We start from the raw sequence: 6,949 nt of genomic DNA on the forward strand, positions 1-6,949 counted from the left end.
TGAAGCCTATCCGGCACTTTCCTCGCTGAAGACCTGCGGACCCCCTAGCTTTTCTCGTGTCCGCTGTTTTGAAGCCGCCTCGTAAGCCCTCCCCCCCGTTTATTCCACAGGACCCTCCCAATGCGGGAAATCAAACTCCAAGACCTCAAGGCTCAGACCGCGGCCGAGCTTGTCTCGTTCGCAGAAGAAAAAGGGGTCGAAAATGCCAGCACCATGCGCAAGCAGGAGCTGATGTTCGCCATCCTCAAGCAGCTTGCGATCCAGGAAACCGACATTATCGGCGAAGGCGTCGTTGAGGTTCTCTCCGACGGTTTTGGATTCCTGCGCTCGCCGGACGCCAATTATCTGCCGGGACCGGATGACATCTATGTCTCGCCATCGCAGATCCGCCGCTTTGGACTTCGCACCGGCGACACCATCGAAGGTCACATCCGTAGTCCGAAAGAAGGCGAACGTTATTTTGCGCTGTTGAAGGTCAACACGCTGAATTTCGAAGACCCCGAAAAATCCAAGCACAAGGTCAATTTCGACAATCTGACGCCGCTGTTTCCGGACCAGCGTTTCCGGCTCGAACTCGAGGACCCCACCAGAAAGGACCTTTCTGCAAGGGTGATCGACATCGTCGCCCCGATCGGCAAGGGCCAGCGCGCCTTGATCGTGGCGCCGCCGCGCACCGGCAAAACCGTGCTGATGCAGAACATCGCGCATTCGATCACGGCCAATCATCCGGAATGCTATCTGATCGTGCTCCTGATCGACGAGCGTCCGGAGGAAGTCACCGACATGCAGCGCTCGGTCAAGGGCGAGGTGGTTTCCTCGACCTTCGACGAGCCCGCGGTGCGTCACGTCCAGGTCGCCGAGATGGTGATCGAAAAAGCAAAACGTCTGGTCGAGCACGGCCGCGACGTCGTGATCCTGCTCGATTCGATCACGCGGCTGGGGCGCGCCTACAACACCGTGGTGCCCTCATCGGGCAAGGTGCTGACCGGCGGTGTCGACGCCAATGCGCTGCAGCGGCCGAAGCGGTTCTTCGGCGCGGCGCGCAACATCGAGGAGGGCGGCTCGCTGACCATCATCGCCACCGCGCTGGTCGATACCGGCAGCCGCATGGATGAGGTGATCTTCGAAGAATTCAAGGGCACCGGCAATTCCGAACTGATCCTGGATCGCAAGGTATCGGACAAGCGCACCTTCCCCGCGATCGACATCTCGCGCTCCGGCACCCGCAAGGAAGAGCTGATCACCGATCCGCAGCTGTTGAAGAAAATGTACGTGCTGCGCCGGATCCTCAATCCGATGGGCACCATGGATGCGATCGACTTCCTGCTCGACAAGCTTCGCAACACCAAGAACAACTCGGAATTCTTCGAATCGATGAATACATGAGGCGATGCATCCACGCCAACAGACGATCTTCGCGCTGTCATCCGGCCGGTCGCCAAGCGCCATCGCCATCGTGAGGGTATCGGGACCGCAGGCAGCTGCCGCGGTCACCGCACTCGCCGGCAAGCTTCCGCTGCCGCGGATGGCGACGCGGGCGCTGCTGCGCGATATCAGGCGAGACCCGATCGACGATGCGCTGGTGCTGTGGTTTCCGGCGCCTTCGAGTGCGACCGGCGAGGATGTCGCGGAATTTCATGTCCATGGCGGCCGCGCGGTGCTGGCTAGTCTGTTCGCCGCGCTCCAGGCTTTTGAAAATGTGCGCGCGGCAGAGCCGGGCGAGTTTACCCGGCGCGCGTTCGAGAATGGCAAGCTCGACCTCACCGAAGCCGAAGGGCTTGACGATCTGATCCATGCCGACACCGAGCGGCAACGCCGCCAGGCTTTGCGCCAGCTCAAAGGTCTGCTCGGCGACCGGGCGCGCAACTGGCGCGCCGAGATCATCAAAGCTTCGGCCCTGATCGAAGCCGGTATCGATTTTTCCGACGAAGCCGATGTGCCGGCCGAACTGACAGCGCCGGCACTCGCCCGCATCAAGATGCTGCTCGGCGAAATCGAGCAGGTGCTCGGCGCGCAAAGGAGTGAACGGCTGCGCGAGGGGCTCGTGGTTGCGATCGCAGGGCCGCCGAACGTCGGCAAGTCCACTTTGATGAACCAGCTGGCGCGGCGCGAAGTCGCCATCGTATCCCCCCACGCCGGCACCACGCGCGACGTGATCGAGGTGCAGCTTGATCTCGACGGCTATCCGGTGACGGTGATCGACACCGCCGGGATTCGCGAGACCGACGATCCCGTGGAGCAGGAAGGCGTAAGGCGGGCGCGGGCGCGGGCGTCGGAGGCCGACCTGGTATTGTGGCTGGTCGATACGCCGCGGCAGGACCATCCGCACGAGAGCCGCACGCCGCTATGGATCGTGCGCAACAAGACCGATCTGGATGCCATCGCAGTCGATCAGGCAACCCCGCGCAGGGAGACGAGCGACCCGAGCCGCTCGGACGCCGCCATGCAGCGGGGGTTTGCGATCTCGGCGAGCCGGGGCGACGGGTTAGGGGAATTGATCGCGGCCCTGGTCAGCTTCGCGCAAGATTTTTTCGGTGCGGACAGCGGCGGCCTGATCGGCCGGGAACGACAGCGGCAATTGCTGCAGCAGACGACCGACGCGCTGCGGCGCTGCATCGGAGCTTTCTCGCAAGGCGAGGAATTCGCGGCCGAGGATTTGCGGATAGCGGCCTATGCGTTGGGGCGCTTGCTGGGCCGCGTCGACGTCGAGGATATCCTCGACGTGATCTTCCGGGATTTTTGCATAGGCAAGTGAAAGATAGACGTCAAATTAACCCTCTCCGGTTTCGCAGGCAGTCTGTCCTTGGGGAAAAAAGACCATGCCGGCCAATACTTTGTACGGTTGGGAGTGCGACATTAACCATGCGACCAGAATTTGTTTCACGTGAAACAGAACCGATAACGGCAGAAGTGCTGAAGTTCCGCCGCGCTGTTTCACGTGAAACATGTCTATCGCCACGAACTTCGCGCTTCCGGGGGTTCGCGCCGCGATGTAAAAGTCGCCGCATGATCCCAGGGCTCGAAGCATACGACGTCATCGTCATTGGCGGAGGTCACGCCGGCTGCGAGGCCGCGGCGGCGTCCGCGCGCATGGGCGCCGGCACGGTTCTCGTTACCCATCGCTTCCAGACTGTCGGCGCGATGTCCTGCAATCCGGCGATCGGAGGGCTCGGCAAGGGCCATCTTGTCCGGGAAGTCGATGCGCTGGACGGGCTGATGGGACGGGTCGCTGACGCGGCCGGCATCCAATTCCGCGTGCTCAATCGCCGCAAGGGACCGGCCGTGCGGGGCCCGCGGGCCCAGGCCGACCGCAAGCTCTATGCCGCGGCGATGCAGGCCGCCATCACCGCGACAGCCAATCTCAGCGTCATTGAGGGCGAGGCCGACGAGCTGATGGTCGCCAATGGCCGCGTCACCGGCGTCCGCCTGGCCGATGGCCGCGAACTCACGGCAGCCGCGGTTGTGATTACGACCGGCACGTTCCTGCGCGGTTTGATCCATCTCGGCGAAAAGAACTGGCCGGCGGGCAGGGTCGGCGAGGCGCCGGCACTAGGTCTGTCCGCGTCTTTCGAGCGGGCCGGCTTCACGCTGGGACGGCTTAAGACCGGCACCCCGCCGCGGCTCGACGGCGCCACCATCGACTGGGCGGCGGTGGAGATGCAGCCAGGCGACGATCCGCCCGAGCCGTTTTCGGTCATGACCATCAGCATCACGACGCCTCAGATTCAGTGCGGCATCACCCGCACGACGCATGCTACCCACGAGGTGATCCGGGCCAATGTGCATCGCTCACCAATGTACTCGGGCCAGATCAAGAGCAGCGGACCGCGCTATTGCCCTTCGATCGAAGACAAGATCGTCCGCTTCGGCGACCGCGACGGCCATCAGATCTTCCTGGAGCCGGAAGGGCTCGACGACTCCACGGTCTACCCCAACGGCATCTCGACCTCGCTGCCCGAACAAGTTCAGCTGGCGATCCTGGCGACGATCCCGGGGCTGCGCGAAGTGCGCATGATCCGCCCTGGATACGCCATCGAATACGACCATGTCGATCCCAGAGAACTCGATCCGACCCTACAGGCGAAGCGCCTGCCGGGTCTTTTCCTGGCTGGACAGATCAACGGCACGACCAGATCAACGGCACGACAGGCTATGAAGAGGCCGCGGCGCAGGGACTGGTCGCGGGCCTCAACGCTGCGCGCGCCGCCAGTGGGGCCAGCGGAATCGTGTTCGACCGCGCCGATGGCTATCTCGGCGTCATGATCGATGATCTGGTGACGCGCGGCATCACCGAGCCCTACCGGATGTTCACCTCGCGTGCCGAATACCGGCTGACCTTGCGGGCTGACAATGCCGACCAGCGCCTGACCGACAAGGGCATTGCGCTCGGCTGCGTCGGAAGCGCGCGCGCCCTGCGCCACGGTGCCAAGATGGCGGCGCTCGACGCGGCGAAGCAACTGGCAAAATCCCTGACGCTGACGCCGAATGAGGCTGCCCGGCATGGCCTCGCGCTCAACCGGGATGGGCAGCGCCGCTCGGCCTTCGAGCTGTTGGCCTATCCCGAAATTGGCTGGGCCGAGATCCGGAGCATCTGGCCGGAGCTATCGGTCATCGAGCCGGGAATCGCGCTCCATATCGAGATCGACGCCAAATATGACGTCTATCTCAAGCGCCAGATCGCCGACGTCGACGCCTTCCGCCGCGACGAGGGCCTGCATCTGACCGATATCGATTACAGCATTGTCCCAGGGCTTTCCAACGAGGCCCGTTCCAAGCTCGACGCAGCGCGTCCAAGGACGGTGGGACAGGCGGGTCGGCTGGATGGGATGACGCCGGCCGCGCTTGGCATTCTGGCGGCGTATCTCCGCCGGGAAGCACGGCGCAAGGGGGCGGTTGCGAGGGTGTGAACGTGTTTCACGTGAAACACGCGGTCCAGACGATCGAATCCATGTATCAGAGCGTGAGCAAGAGCAGGGGAAGGGGATGAAAGAGCGTCGCCTTGCCCCACGCCCATCCGAGCTGGCGAGTGACAAGGCTGCGGCGCTGGCGCTGACGCCTGTTTCACGTGAAACAGAAGCGCGGCTGGATCGCTATGTCGAACTGCTCGGGCAATGGCAGGCAAAGACCAACCTGGTCGCGCCCTCGACGCTTCCGACCCTGTGGACCCGGCATATCGCCGATTCGCTGCAGCTGTTGGACCTCGCGCCATCCGCGAAGATTTGGGCCGATTTCGGCAGCGGCGGGGGCTTTCCCGGGATCGTACTGGCTTGCGCGTTGGCGGAGATGCCGGATGCTACGGTCCATCTGATCGAACGCAATGCCAAGAAGGCCGCCTTCTTGCGCGAGGCACTGCGCGTGGCCAAGGCGCCAGGCATCGTGCATCTTTCCGAAATTGGGGATTGTGTGAATAGAATCACTGCTAAGATCGATTGCGTTACCGCGCGGGCGGTGGCTCCGTTAAACGAGCTGATCGGCTTCGCGGAACCGCTGGCGCGCAGGGGGACAAAAGCCTTGTTCCTCAAGGGTCAAGATGTAGAGGCTGAATTGACCGAAGCCACTAGGTATTGGAGTATTGCGCCTCGGTTGCATTCCAGCCGCACGGGTGGACACGGCTGGATCGTCGAACTCGATCGGATCGAGCGGCGCGGTTCGTCCACGACAGCCCATGGTAGCTCGGAATGACCGTAATTGATCATACTTATCAAGAGGATAAGGCGAAAATTCCGGGCGGGCATCCGCGCATCCTGGCGCTGGCGAACCAGAAGGGCGGGGTGGGCAAGACCACCACCGCGATCAATCTCGGCACCGCACTTGCGGCCATCGGCGAACGGGTTTTGATCGTCGATCTCGATCCGCAGGGCAATGCATCCACCGGCCTGGGCATCGATCGCCGCAACCGCAATTGCTCGACCTATGACGTGCTGATCGGGGAAGCCCCGCTGCGCGATGCGGTGGTCCAGACCGCGGTGCCGCGCCTGCATATCGCGTCATCCACCATGGATCTCTCGGGCCTCGAACTCGAACTGGGATCGACGCGCGACCGCGCGTTTCGCCTGCGTGATGCGCTCGCCGCGTTGAACACCGAGGTGACGGCGGAGTCCGATTACACCTACGTGCTGATCGATTGCCCGCCTTCGCTCAATCTTCTCACGGTCAACGCGATGGCCGCCTCCGACGCCATCCTGGTGCCGCTGCAGTGCGAGTTCTTCGCGCTCGAGGGCCTGTCGCAGTTGCTGCAGACGGTGGAGCAGGTACGCTCGACCCTCAATCCCAATCTGACGATCCACGGCATCGTGCTTACCATGTTCGACTCGCGCAACAATCTGTCGAACCAGGTCGTCGCCGATGTCAGGCAGTTCATGGGAGCCAAGGTCTACAACACCATCATCCCGCGCAACGTGCGCATCTCCGAAGCGCCGTCCTACGGCAAGCCGGTCTTGGTCTATGATCTCCGCTGCGTTGGCAGCGAAGCCTATCTCAAGCTCGCAACCGAAGTGATCCAGCGCGAGCGCGAACTGCGCGCGGACTAGTGGATCGGGGAGCAGGCGATGGCCGATGAAGCGCGTTCCCGACTGGGCCGCGGCCTTGCAAGTCTGATCGGAGACGTCGGTGGTGAGTCCTCCCATCCGGAGCGGCCGCGGGCGCAGCGCAAGGTGCCGATCGAATTCCTCAAGCCCAATCCGCGCAATCCGCGCCGCGAGTTTGCCGCGGCCGAACTCGGCGAACTCGCCGATTCAATCCGGCAGCATGGCGTGATCCAGCCGATCGTGGTGCGTCCGGTGAAGGGCGTGCAGGATCGCTTCGAGATCATCGCCGGAGAGCGCCGCTGGCGCGCCTCGCAGGCCGCCGGCCTGCACGAGGTGCCGATCGTGCCGGTCGATGTCAGCGACAGCGACGCGCTCGAGATCGCGATCATCGAGAACGTGCAGCGTGAAGACCTCAACGCGAT

The 6,949-nt window shown here is 63.3% G+C and carries 5 protein-coding genes and 1 pseudogene; all 6 read left to right on the forward strand.

Translation table 11 applies throughout. The features are described from left to right. Positions 1–120 precede the first annotated feature (120 nt). Positions 121–1,386, forward strand: a complete 1,266-nt coding sequence (rho, locus tag ABSG20_RS31200; RefSeq protein ID WP_423868298.1) for a transcription termination factor Rho — start codon at positions 121–123, stop codon at positions 1,384–1,386. Between the two features lie 4 nt (positions 1,387–1,390). Beyond that, positions 1,391–2,755, forward strand: a complete 1,365-nt coding sequence (gene mnmE / locus ABSG20_RS31205) for a tRNA uridine-5-carboxymethylaminomethyl(34) synthesis GTPase MnmE (RefSeq protein ID WP_423868299.1) — start codon at positions 1,391–1,393, stop codon at positions 2,753–2,755. A 251-nt stretch (positions 2,756–3,006) separates the two neighbouring features. Continuing rightward, positions 3,007–4,907: pseudogene (mnmG, locus tag ABSG20_RS31210) on the forward strand (tRNA uridine-5-carboxymethylaminomethyl(34) synthesis enzyme MnmG). A 76-nt stretch (positions 4,908–4,983) separates the two neighbouring features. Further along, positions 4,984–5,682 carry a 16S rRNA (guanine(527)-N(7))-methyltransferase RsmG gene (gene rsmG, locus ABSG20_RS31215; RefSeq protein ID WP_423868302.1) on the forward strand — a complete coding sequence of 233 codons (699 nt, stop codon included), beginning with the start codon at positions 4,984–4,986 and terminating at the stop codon, positions 5,680–5,682. Continuing rightward, positions 5,679–6,530, forward strand: coding sequence for a ParA family protein (locus ABSG20_RS31220; protein WP_423868300.1), 852 nt, complete (start codon positions 5,679–5,681; stop codon positions 6,528–6,530). The genes rsmG and ABSG20_RS31220 overlap by 4 nt, the downstream gene beginning before the upstream one ends. An 18-nt stretch (positions 6,531–6,548) precedes the next feature. Then, positions 6,549–6,949, forward strand: a 401-nt coding sequence (locus tag ABSG20_RS31225) for a ParB N-terminal domain-containing protein (RefSeq protein WP_423868301.1), incomplete at its 3' end; no start/stop codon positions are given.

It is taken from the genome of Bradyrhizobium sp. (assembly GCF_049512235.1).
Classification (GTDB): domain Bacteria; phylum Pseudomonadota; class Alphaproteobacteria; order Rhizobiales; family Xanthobacteraceae; genus Bradyrhizobium.

Bases quoted from the DNA above. Each gene is read 5' to 3' on its own strand.
- rho (WP_423868298.1), top strand. From the start codon at position 121: ATGCGGGAAATCAAACTCCAAGACCTCAAGGCTCAGACCGCGGCCGAG.
- mnmE (WP_423868299.1), top strand. From the start codon at position 1,391: ATGCATCCACGCCAACAGACGATCTTCGCGCTGTCATCCGGCCGGTCG.
- rsmG (WP_423868302.1), top strand. From the start codon at position 4,984: ATGAAAGAGCGTCGCCTTGCCCCACGCCCATCCGAGCTGGCGAGTGAC.
- ABSG20_RS31220 (WP_423868300.1), top strand. From the start codon at position 5,679: ATGACCGTAATTGATCATACTTATCAAGAGGATAAGGCGAAAATTCCG.